Source organism: Micromonospora yangpuensis (assembly GCF_900091615.1).
Classification (GTDB): domain Bacteria; phylum Actinomycetota; class Actinomycetes; order Mycobacteriales; family Micromonosporaceae; genus Micromonospora; species Micromonospora yangpuensis.
This window is the reverse complement of the sequence record NZ_FMIA01000002.1, coordinates 4,196,216-4,220,351: the sequence shown is the minus strand read 5'-3', so window position 1 is coordinate 4,220,351 and position 24,136 is coordinate 4,196,216. Positions and strand designations below refer to the sequence as shown.

The following is a 24,136-nucleotide window of genomic DNA, read 5'->3' as shown; positions in this document are numbered from 1 at the left end:
AGCCTGCTATCTGCGATCCACCGCGTAGGGGATGACGGTGCGTCGGTTCTCGTCGATGAGTAGGCCGCCGGCGGCGGGCGGTCGCGCGCGTTGGGCGCAGTCGCGGCGTTCGCAGATGCGGCAGCCGAGGCCGATCGGGGTGGCGGTGCGGGGGTCGTCGAGGGTGATGCCGTCGCTGTAGACGAGCCGGTGGGCGTGGCGTAGTTCGCAGCCGAGGGCGACGGCGAAGGTGCTGCGCGGGCTGTGGTGTCCGCGCCCGCCGTGGGTGACGGTGCGGGCGATCCAGAAGTAGCGTTTACCGTCGGGCATCTCGGCGACCTGGGTGAGGATCCGTCCGGGGGCGGCGAACGCCTCGTAGATGATCCACAGGGGGCAGGTGCCGCCGAAGCGGGAGAAGTGGAAGTCGGTCGCGGACTGTCGTTTCGAGATGTTCCCGGCGCGGTCGACGCGCAGGAAGGAGAACGGCACTCCACGGCGGGTCGGTCGTTGCAGGGTGCTGAGCCGGTGGCAGACGGTTTCGAAGCTGACGCCGTACTGGCCGGCTAGCAGCTCGACGTCGTAGCGCAGCTGTTCGGCCTGGCGGTGGATGTCGGTGTAGGGCATCAGCAGTGCGCCCGCGTAGTAGTTGCCGAGGCCGATGCGGGCCAGCGCGTTTGCCGGCGGCGAGGTGAGGCCGGCCGCCAGCTCGCCGATCCGGTCGCCGTGTTCGAGGAATGCCAGCTGCGTGGCCATCTGGAAGGCGCGTTGGCCGTCGGTGTGGTCGGCGGCCAGGTGGAGCACGCGACTGTCGGGGTCATACCGGCGTGACTCGGCGGTGGGAGCCGTGACGAGCACTCCGACGCCGTGTTGGTCGCGCAGGTGTCGGCCGAGCGTCTCGGTTGCCCGGGCGGGCGTCAGTCGTAGTCGGCCGGCGAGCTGCTCGGCGGCGGTGTCCAGCGGGTCGAAGTGGTTGTAGTGCTCGTAGAAGAAGTCGCGTACCGCGTCGTGCGGCTCACCGAGCAGTGGCGGGTTGCCGGTGGGTCCGGCGAGGGCGGCGACCCGTCCGGCGGCGTCCTGGTAGCGCTGGTGCAGGGCGACCAGGGCGCGCGCGGCAGCCGGATAGTCGCGGACGAGTTCGACGACCTCGACCGGGTCGATGTTCACGCCGCTCGCCTCGTCGGCCAGCGCGGTGCGCACGTCGGCGCCGAGTCGCTCGGCATCGGTGTCGGCGAAGTGTTCCGGATCGACGCCGAGGACCTTGGCGAGGCGCAACAGGATGGGCGCGGTGAGCGTGCGTTGGCTGTTCTCGATCTGGTTGAGGTAGCTGGTGGAGATGTCCAGGCGGCGGGCGAGTTCGGCCTGGGTGAGGCCCTGCTCGCGGCGGAGCCGGCGCAGTTTGGCGTACGCGTAGAGCTTCTTGTCCGCCGTCACTCGTCACCTCCTCGCGGTGCCCCGGAGCTGCGAATATAACACTTGCAAAGTTTGCAAACATTGCAGTTTTGCTGCTCCCGGGGTGGAAAGTACGCATCTTCCGGGCCTCGACGCCGGCCCTGTCGGTCGGTGAGCCTGACAGGGTGACCGCCGAGCCTGAGGAGATCCCGTTGATCGAGCATGTCGTACGCGTATCGCCCAGTGCGGAACGGCTGCCCCGCGACCGGCAACTGGCCTGGGCGCTGGCCGAGGTGGCCACCGCGCCCGCTCCGCTGGATGCCGACGCGGCGGCGATGGTCGCCAACCGGGTGATCGACAACGCTGCGGTGGCGATGGCCTCGCTGTCCCGGCGTCCGGTCGCGGTGGCCCGGACACAGGCCCGACCGCACAAGACGGGCCCGGGGGCGTCGGTCTTCGGCGCCGATCCGGCGCTGCGGGTGTCGCCGGAGTGGGCGGCCTGGGCCAACGGCACCGCGGTGCGGGAGTTGGACTTCCATGACACCTACCTGGCGGCGGACTACTCCCATCCGGGGGACAACATCCCGCCGTTGCTCGCCGTCGCCCAGCACGTCGGTGCCGGCGGTGCGGACCTGCTGCGCGGTCTGCTGGTCGCCTACGAGGTGCACGTGGCCCTGGTGACCGGGATCTGTCTGCACAAGCACAAGATCGACCACGTGGCGCATCTGAGCGCGGCGACGGCCTGCGGCCTGGGCGCGCTGCTGCGCCTGCCCACCGAGGTGGTCTACCAGGCAATCGGTCAGGCGGTGCACACCACCACCGCCACCCGCCAGTCCCGCAAAGGCGAGATTTCTTCGTGGAAGGCGTTCGCCCCCGCGTTCGCCGGCAAGGCCGCGATCGAGGCGGTCGACCGTGCGATGCGCGGCGAGGGTGCCCCGGCACCCATCTACGAGGGGGAGGACGGATTCATCGCCTGGCTGCTCGGCGGCCCGGACGCCACCTACACCGTGCCGCTACCGGCTCCCGGGGATCCGCTGCGCGGCATCCTGCGCACCTACACCAAGGAACACTCCGCCGAGTACCAGGCTCAGGCGCTCGTCGACCTCGCCCGCGCGATGCGCGACAAGCTGCCCGGCATCGACACCGCCGCAGGGGTGGACCGGATCGACTCGATCGTTCTGCACACCAGCCACCACACCCACCACGTGATCGGCTCGGGGGCCAACGACCCACAGAAGTACGACCCGACCGCGAGCCGGGAGACCCTTGACCACTCCATCCCCTACATCCTGGCCGTGGCGCTGCAGGACGGGGCCTGGCACCACGTCGACTCGTACGACCCGCACCGGGCCGGTCGCCCCGACACCGTCGCCCTCTGGCACAAGATCACCACGGTCGAGGATCCGGAGTGGACCCGCCGCTACCACAGCCCGGACCCGACGCAGAAGGCGTTCGGTGGACGCCTGGAGATCACCCTCACCGACGGCACCGTCCTGGCGGACTCCCTCGCCCTGGCCGACGCCCACCCGGACGGCGCGCGTCCCTTCGACCGCCCCGCCTATGTCCGCAAGTTCACCACCCTCGCCGAGGGCGTGGTCCCCGCCGACGCCCAGCGGGAGTTCCTCGACGCCGCCGCCCGGCTCGCCGACCTCACCGGTGAGGAACTTCCGGCGTTGTTCCCCACGGTCGACCACGCGGCGATCACGCACGCCGACGCCGCCCTGCCAGGAGGAATCTTCCGATGACCTACCTGTACGCGCGCACCAGCGCCGCCGCCAAACGCGCGGCGCTGCGCACCGGCCTGGCCAGCGGCGAACTGCTGCGGCTACCGGGCGCCTTCAACCCGTTGACCGCCCGGATCGTGCAGCAGACCGGCTTCGACGGGGTGTACGTCTCCGGCGGTGCGTTGTCGGCCGCAGCCGGGCTGCCCGACATCGGCCTGACCACACTGACCGAGGTCGCCGGCTGGGCCGCGGACATCGCCGCCAGCACCGACCTGCCGGCGCTCGTCGACGCCGACACCGGCTTCGGTGAACCGCTGAACGCGGCCCGCACCGTGCAACGGTTGGAGGACGCCGGACTGGCCGGCTGCCACCTGGAAGACCAGGTAAACCCGAAACGCTGCGGACACCTGGACGGCAAGACACTGATCACGCCGCAGGACATGGTGCGTCGCCTGCGGGCTGCCGTGGCCGCGCGCCGGGACCCCGGTTTCCTGATCATGGCTCGCACCGATGCGCGTGCGGTCGAGGGCCTGGACGGTGCGATCGCCCGGGCACAGGCGTACGTCGACGCCGGAGCGGACGCGATCTTCCCGGAGGCGCTGGCCGACGAGGCGGAGTTCGCCGCGTTCCGGGCCGCCGTCGACGTGCCGCTGCTGGCGAACATGACCGAGTTCGGCAAGGGCCCGAGCCTCACCGTCGACCAACTCCGCGACCTCGGCTACAACCTCGTCATCTATCCGGTCACCACGCTGCGACTGGCGATGGGCGCGGTCGAGTCCGGTCTGCGTCGACTCGCCGCCGACGGCACCGCCACCGGGCTGCTCGACACGATGATGACCCGTTCCCGGCTCTACGAGGTCATCGAATACGACCAGTACAGCCGCTTCGACGCCGATGTCGCCGGTTTCACCCTGCCACCCGACGCCTGACCACCACGCGGGCGCGGCGCGTCCCGACATCCCGGAGGAACGACACCGATGAGCACCGACATCCGCCGTGGCCTGACCGGCGTGGTGGTCGACACCACCGCCATCTCCACCGTGATCAGCGAGACCAACTCGCTTACCTACGGCGGCTACGCCGTGCAGGACCTCGCCGCCTCCCGCAGTTGGGAAGAGGTCGCCCACCTGCTGTGGCACGGCGACCTACCCCACGCGACCCAACTCGCCGACTTCCGCGCCGCCGAAGCCGCCCAGCGGTCCCTGGACCGCACCGGGCAGGAACTGCTGCGCAAGCTCCCCGAGACCTGCCATCCGATGGACGTGCTGCGCACCGCAGTGTCCTACCTCGGTGCCCAGGACCCGACCGAGGACCTCGCCGACCGCGCGGCCAACCAGGCCAAGGCCCTGTCACTGTTCGCGAAGCTGCCCACCGTCGTCGCCCTGGACCTGCGCCGCCGTCGGGGACAGGACCCCATCCCACCGGACCCGACGCTCGGCTACGCCGAGAACTTCTTCCACATGTGCTTCGGCGAGGTACCGTCCACCGACATGGTCCGCGCCTTCGAGACCACGATGATCCTGTACGCCGAGCACAGCTTCAACGCCTCCACCTTCGCCGCCCGGGTGATCACCTCAACGCTGTCCGACCTGTACAGCGCCATCACCGGCGCGATCGGCGCGCTCAAGGGCCCGCTGCACGGAGGCGCCAACGAAGCGGTCATGCACATGCTCGTCGCCATCGACGACCCGGACCGGGTGGAGTCCTGGCTGGACGACGCTCTCGCCACCAAGCAGAAGATCATGGGATTCGGGCACCGGGTCTACAAGAACGGCGACTCCCGCGTACCGATCATGCAGGACGCCCTGGACAACCTGATCGCCTCCCACGCCGAGGACCGCATCCGCCGGCTCGCCGAGGTGTACACCAGGCTCCAGACCGCCATGCTCCAGCGCAAGGGGATCCACCCCAACCTCGACTACCCCTCCGCGCTGGCGTACCACGTGATGGGTTTCGACACCCCCACCTTCACACCGATCTTCGTGATGAGCCGCATCACCGGCTGGACCGCGCACATCGTCGAGCAGCTCACCGCCAACGTGCTCATCCGCCCGCTGAGCGCCTACACCGGCCCGCAACAGCGCCCCGTGCCGGCCTGACCTGCACCGCCAACCACCCAGAAGCCCCGACGCCCGCCGTCCCACCAGGACCAGGCCGTCCGTTTCCCATCAGGAGACGCCATGGACCAGCTCACCCACTTCATCGCCGGCAGACGCGTCGCCGGCAGCACCGGCCGATTCGGCGACGCACACGGCGACAACCAGCGGGGGGCGGAGGTGGTCGAATTCCAGATCTTTGAAGGGACCAACGAGATCATGGGGCTGATCATCGCCCGCAGCATGCTCGACGAACGGAGCGCCGCGTGAGCGCGCCACCGGTCATCGCCCGGCTGACCGGCCATCTCGGGCACCTGACCCTGAATCGGCCGGCCGCCATCAACGCCCTGACCGCTCAGATGGTGACCATCATCCGCCGCACCCTGGCCCTGTGGGCCGCCTCCGATCGGGTCCGCACCGTCCTGATCACCGGCGCCGGTGACCGTGGCCTGTGCGCCGGCGGCGACATCCGAGCCATCCACGCCGACGCGGTGTCCGGAGGAACCGCCTCACTGGACTTCTGGGCCGACGAGTACCGACTCAACGCCACCATCGCCGCCTATCCCAAACCCATCGTCGCCTGGATGGACGGGCTGGTCATGGGAGGTGGGATCGGCATCTCCGGCCACGCGTCGCTGCGGGTGGTGACCGAACGTTCCCGGCTGGCGATGCCGGAGGTGGGCATCGGTTTCCACCCCGACGTCGGCGGATCGTGGCTGCTCTCCCACGCCCCAGGCCAACTCGGCACCCACCTCGCCCTGACCGGCACGCCCATCGGTGCCGCCGACGCCATCGCCGTCGGCCTGGCCGATCACTACATCCCCACCGCGAGGCTTCCGTACCTGAGGTCCGCGCTGGCCCGCCGCGACGCCGCCGGCGCCGTCGCCTCGTTCGTCACCACCCCGCCCCCGGCCACCCTCGCCGCCGCCCAAGACTGGATCGACGACTGCTACGCCGGTGGATCGGTCGAGAAGATCATCGAACGACTCACCCGTCACCACGCACCCGACGCACGTGCCGCCGCCACGATGCTCGACAGCCGGTCACCCACCGCGCTGTCCGTCACGCTCCGCTCGCTGCGCAGCGCCGTAACCCTGCCCGACCTGCCGGCGGCCCTGGCACAGGAGTATCGGCTGTCCGCCGCGATGCTGCGGCTGCCCGACCTGGCCGAAGGCATCCGCGCCCAGATCATCGACAAGGACCGCTGCCCCCGCTGGCAGCCGTCGACGCTCGCCGACGTGCCACCACATCTCGTGGACGCCTGTTTCCGTCCACTGGACAACCCGCCGGACCTGACCGTGGAGGCACTGTGACCATCGCGTTTCTGGGACTGGGCAACATGGGCGCCCCGATGGCAGCCAACCTCGTCGCCGCAGGCCACCACGTGATCGGATACGACCCCGCACCCGCCGCCGACCAGGCGACCGCCCGGGCGTCACCGTGACCGACAGCGTCTCCGCAGCGCCGACGCGGTGATCACCATGCTGCCGACGGGACAACACCTCGCCGACTGCTAAGACGCGGTGCTCGGTCGGGGACTGCGTAGATTTCCGTGTTTGACCTGGGTGTGGTCCGTTGGACAGGACGTCGATCCTGTCCAGGAAGGACCACGTCATGGCAGACAAGAAGAATCCGGTTCAGCTTCCGGGGCCGTCGGTGGCGGAGCGGGAGTTCGCCCAGCAGTTGGTCGAGCGGGCCAAGGCCGACGGAGTCTCGTTGGTCGGATCGGGTGGGCTCCTCGCCGGGATTACCCGCACCGTCCTGGAATCAGCGCTCGACGCCGAGTTGGACGCCCACCTCGACGACGCCGGTGTTGACGAGGAGACCGGTCGGCGGGTCAACATCCGTAACGGTCACGGGGTGAAGACGGTGCAGACCGAGGTCGGGCCGGTGCGGATCCAGGTCCCTCGGGACCGGGCCGGGTCGTTCACCCCGCGGATCGTGCCGAAACACGCCCGCCGCCTTGACGGCTTCAACGAGGCGATCCTGTCGTTGTACGCGAAAGGGTTGACGACCGGGGAGATCTCCGCGCATCTCGCCGATGTGTATGACGCCGAGGTGTCCCGGGAGTTGATCAGCCGGGTCACCGACAGTGTCCTGGCCGACATGGAAGCGTGGCGGCAACGCCCCCTGGACCGGATCTATCCGGTGGTGTTCATCGACGCCCTGGTGATGAAGATCCGCCAGGGGCAGGTCGCGAACCGACCCGTCTACGTCGTCGTGGGGATCAGCCTCGACGGGGAACGCGACGTGCTCGGCATGTGGGCCGGCACCGGCGGTGAGGGCGCCAAGCAGTGGGCCGCCTACCTCACCGAACTGCGTAACCGGGGCGTCGAGGACGTGTTCATGGTCTGCTCCGACGGACTCAAGGGCATGACCGACGCGATCGAACAGGTGTGGCCGCTCGCGGTGCATCAGCAGTGCGTCGTCCACCTCGTCAGAGCCAGCCTGCGCTACACCAACCGCAAGGACTGGCAGAAGATCACCCCCGCGTTGCGGGAGATCTACACCGCGCCCACGGTGGCCGCCGCCGAGACCCGGTTCGAGGCGTTCGCCGCCGAGTTCGGCGACCGCTACCCGGCCGTCATCAAGCTGTGGCGCCAGTCCTGGCCCCAGTTCGTGCCGTTCCTGGACTACAACCACGAGGTCCGCAAAGTCCTCTACACCACCAACATCATCGAGTCCCTGAACGCCCGGTTCCGGCAGGCCGCCCGCCGCCGCGGGCATTTCCCGACCGAGCAGGCCGCGATGAAGGTCCTCTACCTCGTCGTCCAGCAGAAACGCCGGGGCGGCGGGAGTATCACCGGCCGGGTCTACGGTTGGGCCAAGGCCCTCAACGCCCTGATCCTGGCCTACAGCGACCGGATCACCATCTAACAACCTCGATCACACCACAGGCCCAAACACGGAAATCGCCACACTCCCCTCGGTCGGTGCGGCACCATGTGCGACGACCGAAGGGCGGCGCGGGCTGTCGACGTCGCCGAGCAGGACGCCGTCGGCGACGATGGCAACGCCGGTCTTATCGCAGGAGGTTTCGATGCTCAGGACGATCGGCATCGAATCAGTCGTCCTGGTCGGTGCCCACGCCGACGCCGGGGTGTTCGGCGCTGGCGGCCAGGATGCGTTTGCGGAGTTTGGTGGGGAGCCGGTCGACGTAGGCGAGGCCGTCGAGGTGGTCGACCTCGTGTTGGAAGCAGCGGGCGAGGGTGCCGGTGCCGTCCAGCCGGATCTCGTGGCCGTGGACGTCGTAGCCGGTGACGGTGGCGGTGGCGCAGCGGGCCAGTTCGGCGTGCTGGCCGGGGACGGAAAGGCAGCCTTCGGTGTCGGTCACCAGGTCGCGGTGTTCGGGTAGGTGCAGGACCGGGTTGACGACGGTGGCGACGGTGTGGGCGCCGGTGGCGTCGGTGCAGTCGACGACGAAGATCCGGGCGTCGACGCCGATCTGGTTGGCGGCCAGGCCGACGCCGTGGGCGGCGTACATGCTGGCGAACATGTCGGCGACGAGCTGGGCGAGGGCGTCGTCGAAGTCGGTCACCTCGGCGCAGCGGCGGTGCAGCACGGGTGTGCCGTAGCGGGTGATGGGGCGTGGGGTGCCGGTCGAGGTCTGCATAGTAACCAATCTTATGCAGTTGCCTATCTTTTGCAGTAAGTGATGGCGAGGCGGTGGTCAGGGCGTCGGACAGGTCGGACGGGTTCGGTCATGCAGCAACCTACGGTGTCCGGGGCGGGCTCGGCGGACGTGATGCGGGATGAAAGTGAATCAGACGCGATCCCGGGGTGAGATGCTCTGATTCCGGTCTGGGATCAAGCGGGACGGGTTTCACCTGTTTCGGGCTGGGGCGGACATTCCGGCCGCCGATGCCGGAACGTGAATCCATTGCTACTGACGCGAACGCGAAACAAGCGTCTAGTCAGGATGTTTCCGGCTTCTCGGACTGTACAGGTGGTCTGTTCGGCTGAGGTGTGGCGTTGTCGGCGTGTGCGGCGGCGAGGAAGACGTTGTAGCGGGCGAGGTCGTCGGTCTCGCCGGTTGCCTCGGCGCGGTCGGCGGCCCGGTCGAGGCGGGCCGCCTCGCGTCGGTCGGCGCGGGCCCACTGACGGACCAGCAGGACCATGACGACGACGGCGGGGATCTCCCCGAACGCCCAGGCGATCCCGGCGCCCAGCTGCTGGTCCTCGAGTAGGGACGATGCCCAGGCGGGGTGGACGGCGGGGTACCAGTCGGGGGCGATGACGGTGGTGGTCTGCATCAGCACCAGACCGAAGAATCCATGTGCCATCATCGCCGCGAGGTGGATGAGCACCAGAATCGCATGGGGCACGCGAGGACGGCCGGGGTCGACGCCGATCAGCACCCAGAACAGCAGGTACCCGGCGATCACAAAGTGGGCGAGCATGGCCAGGTGGCCCAGGTGCGAACGCATGAGGGTGCCGAGCAGGTCGCTGAAGTACAGGCCGAACAGGCTGCCGGTGTAGATGCCCAGGGCGACAACCGGATGGGTGAGGAGCCTCGTGGGTCGGCTGTGCAGCGCCAGCAACAGCCACTCCCGGACACCCCGTACCTGTGGATCTGTCGGGCGGCGTAGCGCCCGCAGTGCCAGGGTGATGGGGGCGCCGCCGACGAGCAGGATCGGTACCAGCATCGACAGCACCATGTGCTGCACCATGTGGGCACTGAACAGTACGTACGCGTATTGTCTGGCACGTTGACGACCTGTATCAGTAGTGGACGGCCTGGCTGGGGTTGGCGATGGCCTGGCTCGCCCGGGTGCGGCGGACCGGTAGAACATCGGCGGGTCCTGGCAGACGACGTCTCCGCCGCCGACCAGGACCAGACGACCCGAAGGCGGCGAGTGACACGGGCGGTACGACGGCGCTGAGCATGGCCCCCGGCCGCAGCAACGGGCCGGTGATGGAACTGGGCATGACGAATTCCCCCGACGTTGTTGTCGTACGGATGGTCGCTTCCGCGCCGTAGTTGGTTTCCGTCGCCGAGATAACTCATGTCACGACGTGAACCAGCAGGTCAGGTCGTCGTGTCCTTTGGATGGCGGGTCGATCCCGGGACGGCGGCGGTAGGGCCTCGCCGGGTAGTCGTCGGCGGCGGGTGATCCGGAGCCGAGGAGCTTCCGTCATCGTTTCCGGTCACGGCGTGCTCAGTGTGGGCCGTGCAGGAGGGCGCCGTGCAGGACGGCGGAGGGGTCGGCGCTGAGGTGGAGGGGGTCGGGGCTGATGTCGGCGGCGGCGAGGAGGTCGCCGAGAGTGGCGATCATGGCGCCGTTGTCGGTGCAGAGGCGGGGGGAGGGGACGCGTAGTCGGATGTTCGACGCGCGGCAGCGTTCTTCGGCGAGTGCTCGGACCCGGCTGTTGGCGGCGACGCCTCCGACGAGCAGGAGGGTGTCGGCCTGGTGGTCGTGGCAGGCGGCGAGGGCTTTGCGGGTGAGGGTGTCGGCGACGGCTTCCTGGAAGGAGGCGGCGATGTCGGCGACGGGGAGGGGGCGGTCGCGGTGTCGTTCGACCCAGCGGGCCACTGCGGTCTTCAGGCCGGAGAAGGAGAATCGGTAGGGCGGGTCGGTGGGGCCGGTCATCGGCCGGGGAAAGGTGATCGCGGTGGGGTCGCCGTCGCGGGCGATCCGGTCGATGGCAGGGCCGCCGGGGTAGGGCAGGCCGAGGAGCCGGGCGATCTTGTCGAAGGCCTCTCCGGCGGCGTCGTCGGCGGTGTCGCCGAGGTGGGTAACGGGGTCGCGGGCGAGGTCGCCGAGGAGGAGCAGGCTGGTGTGGCCGCCGGAGACGATCAGTGCGACGCAGCGGGCGGGCAGCGGTCCGTGGTCGAGAATGTCGACGGCGGCGTGTCCGGCGAGGTGGTGCACGCCGTAGAGGGGGACGCCGAGGCTGAGGGAGTAGGCCTTGCCGGCGGCGAGTCCGACCTGTACGGCGGTGGCGAGTCCGGGGCCGGCGGTGGCGGCGACGGCGTCGATGTCGCCGAAGCGTAGGCCGGCGCGGTCGAGGGCGTGCCGGACCATGGGGGTGATGGCGTGCAGGTGGGCGCGGGCGGCGATCTCGGGGACCACCCCGCCGAATCGGGCGTGCTCGTCCATGCTGGTGGCGAGGGCGTCGCCGAGTAGGACCCCGTCGGAGACGATGCCCACGCCGGTCTCGTCGCAGGAGGTTTCGATACCGAGGACGACCGGCATGGTTCAGCCCTTCCGCGTGGCGGCGGCGTCGTGATGTGCCGTCGGCGTGGCAGGTCGGGTTAGGGACTGTGGTGGGTCGGGTCGGGTCTGCACGGTCACTCATCCTATGCAGTTGCACATGATGTGCAGGAGTGGTGTGGGTCGGGTGCTAGTGGCCGACCTGTCGGCAGGTGGCGCAGTCGCCGTATACGACGACTCCGGTCGGTTGTCCGGGGGTGTCCGGGTCGATGCCGAGGGCTCGGGCTGCGGTGAGACTCGCGGCGACGGCGTCGGCGGGCAGCTGCCGCATGTCGCCGCACTGCCGGCAGACGGCGTGGTGGTGTGGGTCGTCGGCGAGTCCGAAGGTGACGGTCCTGCCGACCGGGACCGTGTGGGCGATGCCCAGATCGACCAACTGCCGCAGCACCCGGTGCACCGTCGACAGCTCCACGGTCAGACCCCGGGCTAGCAGGGCGTGGTGCAGCTGTGCGGGGGTGAGGTGACCTCGGCTGACCACCGCCTGGGCGAGCAGGTCGAGTACCGCTCGGCGGGCCGTGGTGGTGCGCAGGCCGGCTTGGCGCATCCGCGCCACCGCGGCGTTCACTCGGTCGGGCTCCGACGTAATCAACCAGCACTCCTCAGCACACACCCACGGTCCTGTTGCAAAATAATGGCAACAACATCTTGTTGGCGGCAATGCGGAGGAGTTCAGATGGCGGTCTACAACCTGCCCGACCTGCCCTACGACTACGGCGCGCTGGAGCCGGCCATGTCGGGGCAGATCCTGGAGCTACACCACGACAAGCACCACGCGGCGTACGTCAAGGGCGCCAACGACGGTCTGGAGCAGCTCGCCGAGGCCCGCGAAAAGGGCGACTTCTCGACGCTCGTCGGCTTGGAGAAGACCTACGCGTTCAACCTGTCCGGGCACGTGCTGCACTCGATCTTCTGGGGCAACCTGTCCCCGGACGGCGGTGACCGCCCCGAGGGCGAGCTGGCGGCCGCGATCGACGAGCACCTCGGGTCCTTCGAGTCCTTCGTGGGGCAGTTGTCGGCGGCCACCAAGGGGGTGCAGGGCTCCGGGTGGGGGGTGCTCGCGTGGGAGCCGCTGGGGCAGCGGTTGATCATCGAGCAGGTCTACGACCACCACGGCAACGTGGGGCAGGGCTCCACCCCGCTGCTGGTCTTTGACGCCTGGGAGCACGCCTACTACCTGCAGTACAAGAACGTCCGGCCGGACTACGTGGACCGGCTGTGGAACCTGGTCGACTGGGCCGACGTGACCGCCCGGTTCGAGGCCGCCCGCGCCGCGACCCCGAAGATCTGAGCGGCGTGACCGGACCCCCTCCCGCCGTGGCGGAGCTGGTCCAGCGGGCGGCCGGGGTGATCGCGGCCAAGCACCGCGGTGACCTGGCCGGTGCCGAGGAACTGCTCGCCGCGTTCGGCTCCGAGCAGGCCCGGACCCTCGGGTTCTACCTCCTGGCGGACCTGGCCCTCGGGCTGCTGCGCGGTCAGAGCGGTCAGTCCCTCGACGAGCTGGTGCGGGAGCTGTCCCTGCTGGTGGCGGCGACCACCGAGGGCTGACCCGCAGCGCCGATGCCGGTCGGTGTCGTCGGCACGCGCCGACGACACCGACCGGCATCACTGTCATGGCGGACCAGGCCGCTGAGCGGGGCAATTCGGCTTCGGGGCCCCAAAACAACCACACCCTGCTGCCCATAGGATGTAGTTGCGAAGTTGTGGCAACAAGGGGGGCGTGGGTGCGGACGGCGGAGATCAAACGGCGGTTCCTGGCGCACTTCGAGGCGAACGGGCACACGGCGGTGCCCTCGGCGCCCCTCCCGGCGATCTCGGACCCGAACCTGCTCTTCATCAACGCCGGCATGGTGCAGTTCGTGCCGTACTTCCTCGGCCAGCGGGCGGCGCCCTACCCGCGGGCCACCTCGGTGCAGAAGTGCATCCGTACCCCGGACATCGACGAGGTCGGCAAGACCTCCCGGCACGGCACCTTCTTCCAGATGAACGGCAACTTCTCCTTCGGCGACTACTTCAAGGCCGGCGCGATTCCCCTGGCCTGGGAGCTGTCGACCACCCCGGTCGAGCGGGGCGGCTTCGGGCTGGACCCGCAGCGGATCTGGGCGACGGTCTACCTCGACGACGACGAGGCGTACGACCTGTGGATCGCCACCGGGGTGCCGGCGGAGCGGATCATGCGGCGGGGGAAGAAGGACAACTTCTGGTCCATGGGCATCCCCGGCCCCGCCGGCCCCTGCTCCGAGCTGTACTACGACCGGGGCCCCGCCTACGGCGCCGAGGGCGGCCCGGAGGTCGACGAGGACCGGTACCTGGAGTTCTGGAACCTCGTGTTCATGCAGTACGAGATCGCCGACGTGGCCTCGAAGGAGGACTTCCGCATCGTCGGCGAGCTGCCCCGCAAGAACATCGACACCGGCATGGGGCTGGAACGGATGGCCTCGATCCTGCAGGGGGTCGACAACCTGTACGAGATCGACGAGGTACGACCCATCCTGACCCGGGCCGCCGAGCTGACCGGCCGCCGGTACGGGACCCACTCGGGGCCGGCCGCCAGCCAGTCCCACCCCGACGACGTACGCCTACGGGTCGTCGCCGACCACGTCCGCACCGCATTGATGCTGATCGGCGACGGGGTCACCCCCGGCAACGAGGGCCGAGGATACGTCCTGCGCCGAATCATGCGGCGGGCCGTCCGCGCCATGCGCCTGCTCGGCTGGCAGGACCGGGCGCTGCCCGAACTGCTGCCCGTCGCCCGGGACTGCATGGCCCCCTCCTACCCGGAACTCACCGACGGGTTCGACCGGATCGCCACCGTCGCCTACGCCGAGGAGGAGACCTTCCTCGGCACCCTGCGCGCCGGGACCACCATCCTGGACACGGCCATCGCGGAGACCAAGCGGGCCGGACGCTCCGCGCTGCCGGCCGACAAGGCGTTCCAACTGCACGACACCTACGGCTTCCCCATCGACCTCACCCTGGAGATCGCCGACGAGCAGGGCCTCCAGGTCGACGCCGACGGGTTCCGGGCGTTGATGTCCGAGCAACGCGCCCGGGCCAAGGCCGACGCGAAGGCCCGCAAGACCGGCCACGCCGACCTGACGGCGTACCGCACGGTGCTCGACGCCCACGGCCCCACCGACTGGCTGGCCTACGAGACCCTCGACACCCGCTCCCGGGTCCTCGCGATCTGGGTCGCCGGCCGCCCCGTCGACACCGCCACGACGGGCGACATCGTCACCGTCGCCCTGGACCGGACCCCCTTCTACGCCGAGAGCGGCGGCCAGCACGCCGACGCCGGCACCCTCACCGGCCCGAACCTGCGGGCCGAGGTCGTCGACGTGCAACGGCCGGTACGGGGGCTGGTCGCGCACACCGTCCGGGTCCTCGACGGCGGCCTCACGGTCGGCGACGACCTGCACGCCGCCGTCGACCCCGAGTGGCGGACCGGAGCCCGGCAGGCCCACTCCGGTACCCACGTCGTCCACGCCGCCCTCCGGCAGGTCCTCGGGCCGACCGCGTTGCAGTCCGGCTCCTACAACCGGCCCGGGTACCTGCGGCTGGACTTCGCCTGGCGCGGGGGGCTGACCGAGGCGACCCGCAGCGAGATCGAGGAGGTCGCCAACCTCGCCATCCGCCGGGACCTCCCGGTCGGGGTCCGGTACGTGTCGCTGGAACAGGCCCGCGCCGAAGGCGCCCTCGCCCTGTTCGGCGAGACCTACGACGAGACCGTCCGGGTGGTCGAGATCGGCGGGGAGTGGTCCCGCGAGCTGTGCGGCGGCACCCACGTCGCGCACGCCGCGCAGATCGGCTCCCTCGCCCTCACCGGGGAGTCCTCGGTCGGCGCCGGGCAACGCCGCGTCGAAGCGGTCACCGGGATCGAGGCCTTCCGGTACCTGGCCCGCGAACGGGACCTCGTGCAGCAGCTCGCCGCACAACTCAAGGCCCGCCCCGAGGAACTACCCGACCGGGTCAGCGCCCTGCTCGCCCGGATGAAGCAGCTCGAACGCGACGGCGACGACCTCCGGGGTCGACTCGTCGACCTCGACGCCGACACCCACGCGAGCAACGCCGTCGACATCCACGGCGTCGCCTACGTCGGGGTCACCACCACCGTCGACGCCCGCCGCCTCGCCGAGAGGATCCGCGACCGCCTCGGCCGCCGCCCCGGCGTCGTCGCCGTCGTCGCAGGCACGAGCATCGTGGTCACCCTCACCCCCGCCGGCACCGAACGCGGACTGGCCGCGAACACCCTGATCAAGGAACTGCTCGCCGGCAAGGGCGGCGGGAACACCGCCTCCGCCCAGGGCAAGGCCGGCGGGAACCCCACCGACCTGCTCGACCGGCTCCGGAACCTGATCCGCCCGACATGACCCCCGAATCGGCCTCTCCCTGCGCATCGCCGCCCTCACCACCGCCGATTGACAGCCCCACCACCCGTGCGGGCGGGTCCACCCGCCACCGACCCGGACAGGAACCCCATGACCGCAGGCACCGTCGTCCACACCCCCGACCACACCGAGGTCGTCCTCGGCGAGATCGGCCAGCGGGTCCTCCTGGTCAACACCCGGGTACGGGTCTGGGAGGTGGCCCTCGCACCGGGTGAGAGCCAACCCTGGCACCTGCACCACAACCCGTACGTCGTGCTCTGCCTCGACACCTCGGCCTGCCGGATGGACTGGCTCGACGGCAGCCCCTCCCGACACCTGCAGGAAGAGGTCGGCGGGGCGATCTACCGGCCGGTCTCCCCGGTACACATGCTCACCAACCAGGGCGACAGCCCGTACCGCAACCGAATTATCGAACTCCTCGACCTCGGGGAGGAGGCCTCGGGGGAGCCGTTCACCCCCGGTGACCCCACCCCCCTGCCCGGAACGACCCCCGAGGTGCCCGCCCTGATCACCGCGCTGGACACCGAGGAGGTACGCGTACGCCGGTTCACCGTCCCACCGGCCAGCGCGCAGGTCTGGCGGGCCGGGGCGGTCCCCGTGGTCCTGGTGAACCTGGCCGGGGGTACCGACACCGACTCCCGGGATGGTGTGCACTACCTGTGCCCCGGCGAGACCCACACCATCCGCAACACCGGGGACATCCCATTCGACGCCCAGGTCGTGGAGTTGCGCCACCTCGGCACCGAACACGCCGCCGGTTGATCCTGTCCTCCAGGTACACCTGCAACCTCTCGGGGAGGCAGCAGCTGTGGGAGTGTGCCCTGGCTCGGGGTTCGGTGCCCCGGTCTGCACCGGCTCGGGGCGCTCGGATCAACCAGGAAGACGGATGGCTGCTGGCAGCCGGTGGGGTCGGCTCGGCGGCCACGGGCGTAGGCCGAGGCGTTCTGCCCGTAACTGCATCCCGGGTTCGCCGATGCGGACGAGGGCATCGGCGAGGTGCGCGGCACCCGCCTGTTTGGCTGCGGTGTCGTCGGCGACCAACTCCACGAGCAGGCCCACGGCGCGGCGCATCGACATCCCCGCTGCCCACGAGCGCGGCAGGAGCAGGGCGTTGAGGTCCGCGATGCGTACCAGCCAGTCGTGGCGATACCGCAGGTGTGCGTACTCGTGGGCCAGGACGGCCTGCATCTGGTCGGCCGTCAGCACCGCCTCCAGGGCGCAGGAGTACAGGATCCTCGGGTCACGGCCGGGTGCCGCGTAGGCGGTGAGGGTGTCGGATCGGAATTCGACGATGGTGATTTTCCCGCGCTTCTCTCGGCGGATCACGTCCGGTGCGTTGTCCGCGACCTCGTCCTGATGGCGTGCGGCGAGGGTGGTGGCATGGACTCCGACGAGCAGCGCGGTTGTGGCCAGCAGGGCCAGGGCGGTCCAGGCCACCAGGTGTGCCGCGAGACCGGTGCCCAGGACCGGGTGGGGGGAGGCGGTGATCCGGACGAGGTCGGCCAGCGCGAAGGCGGCCGACCCGGCACCGACGAGGAGCATCGTCAGCCACACCGTGAGTGCGGTTTTTGGGGACCTGACCTGCCAGGTTCCCGTCCGCAGGACGACGGGGGCGGCCGCCGCCGAGGTCACCGCGACGAGCAGGCAGACAGCGGCGGCGAACACGACCTACCTGGTGGCGGTGTCGGGGCTGATCGCGCGGCGGAGCATGGCCAGGTCGTCGGGGTTGAGGTTGCCGGCGAATCTCAGTAGCGCGGCGTGCCGGTCGGTAGCGTCGTCCAGCGCCGACAGCATGGTGGTGCTGGCGTGCTCCTCACCGGAGAGCACCGGGCGGAACCGCATCTTGCGCGGGGATTCGCCGACCCGTTCGACCTGACCCTTCTTGTGCAGCCGGTCCAGGGCGGTCAACAGGGTGGTGTAGGCGGGGGTACGGCCGGTGACGACTTCCTGGATCTCCTTGGCGTTCATCGCCTCGGCGTGCTCTCTCAGGACGCGCAGCACCTCGGCTTCGAGTTGGCCAGGAGCACGCGTCCGAATACCCCGCACGGGTCCAACATACCCCGGGTGGGTTCGCCTCGTCGATTGGTCTGAGTGGAGTGTCCGTCGAAGGGGTGTTCCGAGGAACCGGTCGAAGGCAGTCACCAGCGGTGCGCCGGTGCCCCTCACGAGGGGCACCGGCGGTGCGGCGGGGGAGAGCGGGTGGGACCGGGTCATCCCGCGAACAGGGTCTCGCCGATGAATCCGCCCTCCGCGCACCCGGGCGGGATCGCGAACACCGCGGAGCCGATCGGCACCACCCACTCGTTGAGCAGGTCGACCTCGTCGATGCGCCGCTGGATCGGCAGGAACTGGGCGGTCACGTCGTGCTGGAAACTGGTGAAGATCATCCCGGAGTTGGAGACCTGGTCCCCCTCGGGAGTCAGGTCGTAGTTGTAGGCCCGGCGGAAGATGCGCTGGCGGGGGTCGTCGGTGCGGGCCCGCCGGATGTGGGCGAACTCGGCGATGACGGGGAAGCCGAGCGGGGTGGTGGCCGAGAAGTCCGGTTCGTCGTCCTCGCGCTTCCCGGTCAGCGGTGCCCCGGAGTCCATCCGCCTGCCCACCGACAGTTCCCGTCCGCTGCGGTCGAGCCGGTCCCACTTGTCCAGCAGCATCTCGATGCGCCGCACGACGAAGCCGGTACCGCCGGCGAGCCAGTCGGGGTTGGTGGTGGAGCCCTGCCACACCACGTTCGTGTAGTCCGGGGTACCGGGGGTCACGTTCTTGGTGCCGTCCACCTGCCCGAGCAGGTTGCGGGGGGTGCGGCCGGCCCGCTCGGACCCATAGGCGCGCAGGAACCCGGTCTGGATCCACTTCACGGTGGTGGCGGTGCGGCTGTCCTTGAGCAGCATGCGTTGGGCGTGGGCGACGGTGAGGGGGTCGTCGGCGGCGATCTGGAGTACCAGGTCGCCGCCGTTCCAGCGGTCCTGCAACCGATCCACTCCGAAGGGGGGCAGGTCGGTGAGCCAGGTGGGTGCCGCGCCGGGGGCGACCCGGTCGACCAGGCCCCGCCCGAACCCGAAGGTGATCGTCAGTCGGGCGGGCACGAGAGCCAGTTCCGGTTCGGAGTCGGCGAGGGCGTAGTTACCGGCCGTGAGGCGTGCGGCGTCGTCGGTGAGGGTGACGAGCAGCCGGCGGATGGTGTCGCGGTCCGCCTCCGGACGCAGGGCCAGGGAGACCAGGCTCTGGTGGGCCTGGGGCAGCATCTCCACCCCGGCCTGGTGTTCGCCGTGGAAGGGCACCTTCCGCAGGCCGTTGGCGGTGTCGGCCTCGCCCCGGGCGGCGTCGCGGGCCTGGGCCTCCCGTCCGCTGACGAACGACTCCAGGCCGACTGCGCTCGCCGCGCCGATTCCGGCGGCGGCCACCCCGCCGAGGAGTACCGCCCGACGGCTGCGCTCCTCGACCTTCTGCGGAGGCGACTCGGGGGTGGGGTCGGCGGCGGGGGTCTCACTCATCGTCGACGTACCTTTCGTTGGCGCCCGTGTAGTCCTTGACCGGTGCGTCGAACTCGTAGGCGGAGCCGTCCTCGAACTCCAGGGCGAGCTTGACCGTGTCGCCGGCCTTGATGGGCTGGACGACATCCATGAGCATCAGGTGGTTGGCACCGGGCTGGAGCACGTACTGGGAGTTGGCCGGGATGACGAAGCCGCTCTCCTTCTCCTGCATGACCATCTCGCCGTCAGCGTTCTCGATGGTCTCGTGCAGTTCCATGACCGGCGAGGCGTTCGAGGTGGACGAGACGATCCGGACCTCCTTCCCGCTGCTGTTGACCAGGACACCGAAGGCTGCGGTCATGCCCTTGTCGGCGGCCTTCACCCAACCGTCGTTGATCTTGACTGCGGCCGCCTGTTCGGTGGCGGCTCGGGAGCCCTCGCTGCTGGTCGGCGTGGTGGTGCCCGCCTCCTGGGAGCAGCCGGCGGCACCGAGTAGTCCCAGAGCAAGTACTGCGGCGGCCATCCTGGCGCGCATCCGGATCATGGTGTCGTCCCTTCCGATTGGGGCCGCAGCCGCCGGGGGCGGTTCGCGGTGAAACTGCCGACGGTGAACAGGAGCAGGCCCACCACGGCGCCCGCGACGGCGAACAGCGCCACCCGGGGCACCGCCGCCTGGGCGGATGTCGGGGTGTCGGCGGCACCGGTGAGCGCGAACTCGCCCTGGTTGTCGTTGTCCGGTCCGGTGGTGGCCCCCGCCGCGCCGGGCGAGGGCTTGGGGAAGGCGGGTGCGTTGGACACGTCGCCGACGGAGAACAGGAAGCTCTGGCTGATCGGGTGCCCGTCGCCGGAGACGATCCGCCAGCGCACCTGGTAGTTGCCGTCGGTCAGGGGCCCCGCCAGGGGTTGTTCGACGGTGGCCCCGGTCATCGTGGGCTCGCCCGCCGCCCAGCTCCGTCCGGTCGGGTCGACGACAGTCACGACGGCGCCGAGGCCCAGCGGCTTCGCGGAGAAGGTCAGGGAGACCTTCTCCGGTGCCTCCGCGAGGTTGGCGTTGGCTTTGGGGCTCTGCGCGATCACCTGGGCGTGGGCGTGCGCGGGTGAGCCGGTGACCAGGAGGATGGTCGACAGCGCCACGCCGAGGGCGGCCAGCGCCGCGACCGGCCGGCGTGCGGGGTGTGGTGGTGTCATCGGTTCTGCTCCGCTCGGTGTCGGTGGGTCGGCAGCTGGGGCGCTCCGGTCGTGGTCCGGATCCGGCGTCGTCGCGCCACCGCCCAGGCCACGGTCGACGCCGCGACGAGGGTCAGGGCCCCGGCGAGAAGGCCCCACGGGAAGGCGAACACGCTCGGGCCGGCGGCCCGCACCAGGTAGGTCCGCTCGCTGCCGTCGGGGACGGTGTAGGCGACCCGGACCCGTGCCTCGACGGTGACCGGCCCGGAGGCGGGAACCCGTCCGGTCGTCGCACCGGTGACGCTGTCGCCGGGCAGGAGGACGACCTCGCCGAGGTCGTCGAGGACGGCGAACCGGTCGAAGACGGTGGCCAGTCCCACGCTGAGCTGACCCGCCACGACGGTCTTCCCGGTGTTGACCACCCGGTACCGGACGGGTTGGTCCGCACCGGTCAGCGGCCAGGTCGCGGCGTTGGCGGTGCGGGGTCGTTCGGTGTCCTGCAGGGTCAGGCCGGAGGGTCGGCTGCCTGGCACCCGTACCAGCAGCGGGACCGCCCGGTGTTCCTCGGTGTCCCGGGCGACGGCGGTCACCGCGGCGGCGTAGTCGCCTGCGGTGGTCGCCGTGGGGGTGCGGATGGTCACGGTGAAGGTGCGGGACTTGCCGGCGGCGACGGTGACGGTGCGTCGGTTCGTGGGCACCCCGATCCAGGTCGCGGGATCGCGGACGCTGTCGGGTCGGATGAACTCCAGGGTTCCTCCGTCGCTGGTGACCGCTGCCGCCGCCACCGCGACCGTGACCGACCGGCGTCCCTCGTTGTCGAGGGTCAACCGGACCGTGGTGCGCCCGCCCGGGTCGTTGGCGACCAGCACGAGGTCGCCGAGGCGGGAGGCGTCCTCCTGAGCCCGCAGTGACCAGGTCGGGTCGGAGGTGTCGGGCGGGGCCGGCGCGGCGGCGGCCGGCGCGACCAGGCAGGCCGCGAGGGCGACGACCGTACCGGTGACGGCGCAGATGCGGCGGTGCGGGGTCAATTGACCCGCCTCTGGTGCCCGCGCCAGTGGGGTTCGCGCAGTTCCCGGCGGAGGATCTTGCCGCTGGGGTTACGGGGTACGGCGTCGAGGACCTGGTACCGGCTGGGCAGTTTGAAGTCGGCGATCCGGCCGCGCAGGAACAGCATCAACTGCCGGGTGCTGGCCTGCTGGTCGGGCCGGAAGACGACGTGGGCGAGGACGGCCTCGCCGGTGTGGTCGTCGGGGACACCGACGACGGCGACATCGGCGACCGCCGGGTGGGCCGCGAGGGCGTTCTCGATCTCGGCGGGGAAGACGTTCTCCCCGCCGACCAGGATCATGTCCTTCACCCGGTCCTGGATGTACAGGTAGCCCTCGTCGTCGAGGTAGCCGGCGTCGCCGGTGCGAACCCAGCCGTCGACCAGGGTGGCGGCGGTCGCCTCCGGCAGGTTCCAGTACTCCAGCATGGCCGCCGGGGTCCGCAGGTGGACCTCGCCGGTCCCGCCCTGGGGTACCTCCACGCCGTCCTCGACGATGCGGACCTGCACCCCCGGGTACGGTCGGCCCGCCGCCCGCAGCCGGACGGAGCCCGGGACGTGTTGCTCCGGGGGCAGGCAGATCGCGGTGTTGCCGGTCTCGGTGAGCCCGTAGATCTGGGCGAAGTCGCAGTCGAAGACCCGGGCGGACTCCTCCAGCAGCGCCTCGGAGATCGGCGCGCCGCCGTAGACGACCTTGCGGAGGCCGGCGAACTCGGCGGCGTCGGCGCCGCTGGCGAGGATGGAGCGCATCATCGCGGGTACGAAGATGGCGACGGTGACGCCGTCCTGGGAGACCGCGCGGCGGACGGTCGCCGGGTCGAAGGTCGGCATGCTGTAGACGGTGGCGCCGGCGTGGAAGGCCTGGGTCGCGTACCAGAGTCCGCCGATGTGGAAGCCGGGGATGCCGATGAGGGCCACGTCCCCGTCGCGCCAGTCGATCCAGTCGAGTTCGGCGGCGGCCAGGGCGTCGCGGATGGCGAAGAAGCTGTGGTGCGGCAGGACGACGCCCTTGGGCAGTCCGGTCGTGCCGCTGGTGTAGAGCTGGGCCAGGGGGGTCTGCGGGGTGGCCTCGTGCCGGGGTGCCGGCGGGCGGGGCGTGTCCCGCCAGCGCGGGTAGTCGCCGTCGGTGACCACCTCGTGCCGGCTGGTCGTACCCCGCAGGGGGTGGTCACCGTCGAGGAAGACGACCCGGGCGTCGCAGTCGGCCAGGATGTGTCCCACCTCGGTGGCGGTGAGCTTCCAGTTCACCGGGACGAGGACGGCGCCGGTCCTGGCGGCGGCGAAGAGCACCTCCCAGTAGGCGGGGCCCTCCCGGCCCAGGTACGCCACCCGGTCACCGGCGGTGACCCCCAGCGCGGCGAGGCCGGCGGCGACGGCGTCGCTGGCCTGGTGCAGATCCCGGTAGGTGGATCGTTGACCGGAGCTGGTCAGCACCGCAGTGTGGTCGGGGTGCCGCTCGCTGTGAAAGGCGATGGTCTCGGTCATGGTGGTCAGGTGCGGATGGTGGATCACTGTTTTTCCCATGGCTCAGAATTGGTCGGTCGGACCCCCGGGGTGAGTTCCTGGACGATCGCGCGAAGTGGGTCGGGAGCGCTGAGTACGGCGTAGTGGTCCCCGGCGACCCGCCGGATCCGCACTCCGGGCACCTGGTTCCAGAGGGTTTCCTGGTCCTTGTTCTGGTCGGTGACGAGCACCACGGCGTTGGCGGGGACGGCACCGACCCGGTGGCGGTTCTGGGCGCGGACGTCGCGTTCCCAGAAGGCCGCCTGCTGGGTGGGGGCGTCGTACTGGACGACGCCAGCGGTGAGTACCCGCAGGTGGGTACGGAGCCGTTCCGGTAGCGGCGGTGGGGCGGCGGCACCGCCGGTGCGGAAGTCGGCCACGGAGCTGTGGGGGGTCTCCTTCAGCACGGTGTCCAGCAGGACCACGGCGGCCACCTGGTGGCCCTTTCCGGCCAGCAGGTCCGCCACGGCCAGGGCGATGTGTCCGCCGAAGGAGTGACCGACCAGGTAGTACGGGCCTTCGGGCTGGTGGCGCAGCACGTCGCGCAGGTGGCGGCGGGCGTGGCCGCGGACCGTGAAGGAGGGCAGGGCACGGGCGGTGTAGCCGTGGGCCTGCAGGGCGTAGACCGGCCGTCGGGGGCCCAGGGCCGAGGCGAGGTCGAGGAAGGCGACCCCGGTGGCACCCGCCCCGGCGAAGCAGAAGACCGGCGGGGCGACCGGGTCGGTGGGGTCGGAGAGGCGCACGCAGGTCGCGGCGCCGGAGCGGAAGTGGGCCCTGCGCCGTTCGTCGATGCGTCCGGCGAGGTCGGCGAGGGTGGGGCCGCCGGCCAGCAGCTCGGCGTCGGTCGGGACGGCGAGCCGGGCGTGGAGGTGGGCGAGTACCTTCTCGGCCGCCAGGGAGGTCCCGCCGAGGTCGGCGAAGCGGTCGTCGCGGCCGATCGGTTCGAGGCCGAGGACCTCGGACCAGACCTGGGCGACCTCCTGTTCCATGGCGGTGCGGGGTGGGGTGACCTCGTCCGGGTTCACGCCGGGGCCTCCTGGTGCGCGGGGCCGGGGGGTTCCTGTCGGGGCGGGGCCGGGGTGCCGTCGCGGTTCCCGTAGCGTGCCGGGAGATCGGTCGCAGGCGCTGCCCAGGGGAGTGGTGAGAGGGCGTCCACGGGCGGA

At 70.6% G+C, this 24,136-nt stretch carries 25 protein-coding genes; 11 read left to right on the top strand and 14 right to left on the bottom strand.

Annotated features, from left to right (window positions below):
* Positions 1-6: 6 nt before the first annotated feature.
* Complete coding sequence (locus GA0070617_RS19070) at positions 7-1,410, bottom strand: short-chain fatty acyl-CoA regulator family protein (RefSeq protein ID WP_091440171.1); 1,404 nt, start codon at positions 1,408-1,410, stop codon at positions 7-9.
* Positions 1,411-1,553: 143 nt separating this feature from the next.
* On the opposite strand from GA0070617_RS19070, the gene GA0070617_RS19065 reads away from it, so the two are divergent.
* The 7 genes from GA0070617_RS19065 (at position 1,554) to GA0070617_RS19035 (ending at position 8,065) form a co-directional block, all read left to right on the top strand.
* Positions 1,554-3,113 (top strand): MmgE/PrpD family protein, encoded by a 1,560-nt coding sequence (locus GA0070617_RS19065; protein ID WP_229688187.1) that lies wholly within the window; start codon positions 1,554-1,556, stop codon positions 3,111-3,113.
* Positions 3,110-4,021: a methylisocitrate lyase gene (gene prpB / locus GA0070617_RS19060; RefSeq protein ID WP_091440168.1), complete on the top strand. Its 912-nt coding sequence runs from the start codon at positions 3,110-3,112 to the stop codon at positions 4,019-4,021. Before GA0070617_RS19065 ends, prpB begins: the two co-directional genes overlap by 4 nt.
* Before the next feature lie 48 nt (positions 4,022-4,069).
* Positions 4,070-5,191 carry a bifunctional 2-methylcitrate synthase/citrate synthase gene (locus GA0070617_RS19055; RefSeq protein WP_091440165.1) on the top strand — a complete coding sequence of 374 codons (1,122 nt, stop codon included), beginning with the start codon at positions 4,070-4,072 and terminating at the stop codon, positions 5,189-5,191.
* Between the two features lie 81 nt (positions 5,192-5,272).
* The gene (locus GA0070617_RS19050) at positions 5,273-5,458 is read left to right on the top strand and encodes a hypothetical protein (protein WP_091440162.1); all 186 of its coding nucleotides are present in this window, start codon (positions 5,273-5,275) and stop codon (positions 5,456-5,458) included.
* Positions 5,455-6,501, top strand: a complete 1,047-nt coding sequence (locus GA0070617_RS19045) for an enoyl-CoA hydratase/isomerase family protein (protein WP_091440159.1) — start codon at positions 5,455-5,457, stop codon at positions 6,499-6,501. Before GA0070617_RS19050 ends, GA0070617_RS19045 begins: the two co-directional genes overlap by 4 nt.
* Positions 6,498-6,632 (top strand): NAD(P)-binding domain-containing protein, encoded by a 135-nt coding sequence (locus GA0070617_RS19040; protein WP_217628849.1) that lies wholly within the window; start codon positions 6,498-6,500, stop codon positions 6,630-6,632. Before GA0070617_RS19045 ends, GA0070617_RS19040 begins: the two co-directional genes overlap by 4 nt.
* 170 nt (positions 6,633-6,802) lie before the next feature.
* Positions 6,803-8,065 carry an IS256 family transposase gene (locus GA0070617_RS19035; protein ID WP_091435527.1) on the top strand — a complete coding sequence of 421 codons (1,263 nt, stop codon included), beginning with the start codon at positions 6,803-6,805 and terminating at the stop codon, positions 8,063-8,065.
* A 9-nt stretch (positions 8,066-8,074) separates the two neighbouring features.
* Here the strand turns inward: GA0070617_RS19035 and GA0070617_RS30685 are convergent, their stop codons facing one another.
* The 5 genes from GA0070617_RS30685 to GA0070617_RS19015 all read right to left on the bottom strand — a co-directional run bounded on the left by GA0070617_RS30685 (position 8,075) and on the right by GA0070617_RS19015 (position 11,992).
* On the bottom strand, positions 8,075-8,248 hold the full coding sequence (locus GA0070617_RS30685; protein WP_175440585.1) for a hypothetical protein: 174 nt from the start codon (positions 8,246-8,248) through the stop codon (positions 8,075-8,077).
* Between the two features lie 4 nt (positions 8,249-8,252).
* Positions 8,253-8,801 carry a peptide deformylase gene (gene def, locus GA0070617_RS19030; protein WP_091440156.1) on the bottom strand — a complete coding sequence of 183 codons (549 nt, stop codon included), beginning with the start codon at positions 8,799-8,801 and terminating at the stop codon, positions 8,253-8,255.
* A 301-nt stretch (positions 8,802-9,102) separates the two neighbouring features.
* Entirely contained in the window at positions 9,103-9,981 is an 879-nt protein-coding gene (locus GA0070617_RS19025) for a cytochrome c oxidase assembly protein (protein WP_268239748.1), read from the bottom strand.
* 366 nt (positions 9,982-10,347) lie between these two features.
* Entirely contained in the window at positions 10,348-11,385 is a 1,038-nt protein-coding gene (tsaD, locus tag GA0070617_RS19020; RefSeq protein ID WP_091440153.1) for a tRNA (adenosine(37)-N6)-threonylcarbamoyltransferase complex transferase subunit TsaD, read from the bottom strand.
* 148 nt (positions 11,386-11,533) lie between these two features.
* Positions 11,534-11,992, bottom strand: coding sequence for a Fur family transcriptional regulator (locus tag GA0070617_RS19015; RefSeq protein ID WP_139135717.1), 459 nt, complete (start codon positions 11,990-11,992; stop codon positions 11,534-11,536).
* 84 nt (positions 11,993-12,076) lie between these two features.
* On the opposite strand from GA0070617_RS19015, the gene GA0070617_RS19010 reads away from it, so the two are divergent.
* From GA0070617_RS19010 to GA0070617_RS18995, 4 genes are all read left to right on the top strand, one after another.
* Positions 12,077-12,691, top strand: coding sequence for a superoxide dismutase (locus GA0070617_RS19010; protein WP_091440145.1), 615 nt, complete (start codon positions 12,077-12,079; stop codon positions 12,689-12,691).
* Between the two features lie 5 nt (positions 12,692-12,696).
* Positions 12,697-12,948 carry a hypothetical protein gene (locus tag GA0070617_RS19005; RefSeq protein WP_091440143.1) on the top strand — a complete coding sequence of 84 codons (252 nt, stop codon included), beginning with the start codon at positions 12,697-12,699 and terminating at the stop codon, positions 12,946-12,948.
* Positions 12,949-13,124: 176 nt separating this feature from the next.
* Complete coding sequence (gene alaS, locus GA0070617_RS19000) at positions 13,125-15,770, top strand: alanine--tRNA ligase (protein ID WP_091440140.1); 2,646 nt, start codon at positions 13,125-13,127, stop codon at positions 15,768-15,770.
* A 108-nt stretch (positions 15,771-15,878) separates the two neighbouring features.
* Entirely contained in the window at positions 15,879-16,550 is a 672-nt protein-coding gene (locus tag GA0070617_RS18995) for a cupin domain-containing protein (protein WP_175440584.1), read from the top strand.
* Between the two features lie 108 nt (positions 16,551-16,658).
* On the opposite strand, the gene GA0070617_RS18990 is transcribed toward GA0070617_RS18995, so the two are convergent.
* The 8 genes from GA0070617_RS18990 to GA0070617_RS18955 form a co-directional block, all read right to left on the bottom strand.
* A complete protein-coding gene (locus tag GA0070617_RS18990) occupies positions 16,659-17,453 on the bottom strand; it encodes a M56 family metallopeptidase (RefSeq protein WP_091440137.1) in 795 nt (264 codons plus the stop codon).
* 3 nt (positions 17,454-17,456) lie between these two features.
* Positions 17,457-17,834: a BlaI/MecI/CopY family transcriptional regulator gene (locus tag GA0070617_RS18985; RefSeq protein ID WP_091440133.1), complete on the bottom strand. Its 378-nt coding sequence runs from the start codon at positions 17,832-17,834 to the stop codon at positions 17,457-17,459.
* A 164-nt stretch (positions 17,835-17,998) separates the two neighbouring features.
* Positions 17,999-19,279, bottom strand: a complete 1,281-nt coding sequence (locus GA0070617_RS18980) for a Dyp-type peroxidase (RefSeq protein WP_091440129.1) — start codon at positions 19,277-19,279, stop codon at positions 17,999-18,001.
* Complete coding sequence (locus GA0070617_RS18975; RefSeq protein WP_217628848.1) at positions 19,272-19,793, bottom strand: copper chaperone PCu(A)C; 522 nt, start codon at positions 19,791-19,793, stop codon at positions 19,272-19,274. The genes GA0070617_RS18980 and GA0070617_RS18975 overlap by 8 nt, the downstream gene beginning before the upstream one ends.
* Before the next feature lie 5 nt (positions 19,794-19,798).
* On the bottom strand, positions 19,799-20,446 hold the full coding sequence (locus tag GA0070617_RS18970) for a copper resistance CopC family protein (protein ID WP_091440122.1): 648 nt from the start codon (positions 20,444-20,446) through the stop codon (positions 19,799-19,801).
* Complete coding sequence (locus GA0070617_RS18965) at positions 20,443-21,453, bottom strand: COG1470 family protein (protein WP_091440119.1); 1,011 nt, start codon at positions 21,451-21,453, stop codon at positions 20,443-20,445. Before GA0070617_RS18965 ends, GA0070617_RS18970 begins: the two co-directional genes overlap by 4 nt.
* A complete protein-coding gene (locus GA0070617_RS18960; protein ID WP_244891689.1) occupies positions 21,450-22,982 on the bottom strand; it encodes a long-chain-fatty-acid--CoA ligase in 1,533 nt (510 codons plus the stop codon). Before GA0070617_RS18960 ends, GA0070617_RS18965 begins: the two co-directional genes overlap by 4 nt.
* Positions 22,979-23,998, bottom strand: coding sequence for an alpha/beta fold hydrolase (locus tag GA0070617_RS18955; RefSeq protein WP_091440113.1), 1,020 nt, complete (start codon positions 23,996-23,998; stop codon positions 22,979-22,981). Before GA0070617_RS18955 ends, GA0070617_RS18960 begins: the two co-directional genes overlap by 4 nt.
* Positions 23,999-24,136 lie beyond the last annotated feature (138 nt).